Here is a 589-nt window from a genome sequence, read left to right on the forward strand (position 1 = left end):
GGGTAGCTATGTACGGAAGAGATAACCGCTGAAAGCATCTAAGCGGGAAACTTGCCTGAAGATGAGGATTCCCTGGAGACTTGATCTCCCTGAAGGGTCGTTCGAGACCAGGACGTTGATAGGCTGGGTGTGGAAGCGCAGTAATGCGTTCAGCTAACCAGTACTAATTGCCCGTGCGGCTTGATCCTATAACCGGTATGTTTCCGGCTGGGTCTGCCTTGTGCCTGATACAAACAAAAGCACAACCCCTTACTACATTCCCATATTGGCGACGCTGACCCAGTCAGCGACGCAACAAGTCATAGCCTGGTGACCATAGCGAGTCGGTACCACCCCTTCCCATCCCGAACAGGACCGTGAAACGACTCCGCGCCGATGATAGTGCGGATTCCCGTGTGAAAGTAGGTCATCGCCAGGCTCTCCCCTCAACACCCCAGCTCTTACACAGAGCTGGGGTGTTTGCTTTTATGCACTGCTGCAACACGCAGCGATCCGCCGGCCAGACCCGGCAACCCCCTCCTCTGCTCTCCCGCACAAAACAAAACGCCTCACAACGGAGGCGTCCGCAGGCTCCCATGCAAGGGTGCTT

At 55.9% G+C, this 589-nt stretch carries 2 rRNA genes; both read left to right on the forward strand.

Features of this window, described 5'->3' with window-relative positions:
* Nucleotides 1-188, forward strand: a 23S ribosomal RNA gene (locus WH91_RS10680); the annotation flags it as partial.
* Between the two features lie 117 nt (nt 189-305).
* Nucleotides 306-418 (forward strand): 5S ribosomal RNA (gene rrf / locus WH91_RS10685).
* The last annotated feature ends 171 nt before the right edge of the window (nt 419-589 follow it).

This window comes from Devosia psychrophila, assembly GCF_000971275.1.
Taxonomy (GTDB): Bacteria; Pseudomonadota; Alphaproteobacteria; order Rhizobiales; family Devosiaceae; genus Devosia; species Devosia psychrophila.